This window comes from Pseudomonas sp. IPO3778 (assembly GCF_013386825.1).
In the GTDB taxonomy this organism is placed as follows: Bacteria; Pseudomonadota; Gammaproteobacteria; order Pseudomonadales; family Pseudomonadaceae; genus Aquipseudomonas.
This window is the reverse complement of sequence record NZ_JACARC010000041.1, coordinates 1-264: the sequence shown is the minus strand read 5'-3', so window position 1 is coordinate 264 and position 264 is coordinate 1.

Below are 264 nucleotides of genomic sequence, written 5' to 3'. Positions count from 1 at the left end.
GCTTCAGCATCAGCATCAGCACCGGCACCGGCACCGGCACCAGCATCAGCTTCAGATTTGGCTTTCTCTCTGGGCTTTGTCTTGGCTTCTACCACTGGAGTCGGCTTTCAGGCAGAGCAAAGGCCAAAGCGAACTCGGTCTAAATGTGGGAGCGGGCTTGCTCGCGAAGGCGGTGTGTCAGTCACCGAATGCATCAACTGAAAGACTGCATTCGCGAGCAAGCCCGCTCCCACATTTGGACCGTGCCCGCTTCTGATTTTGCCG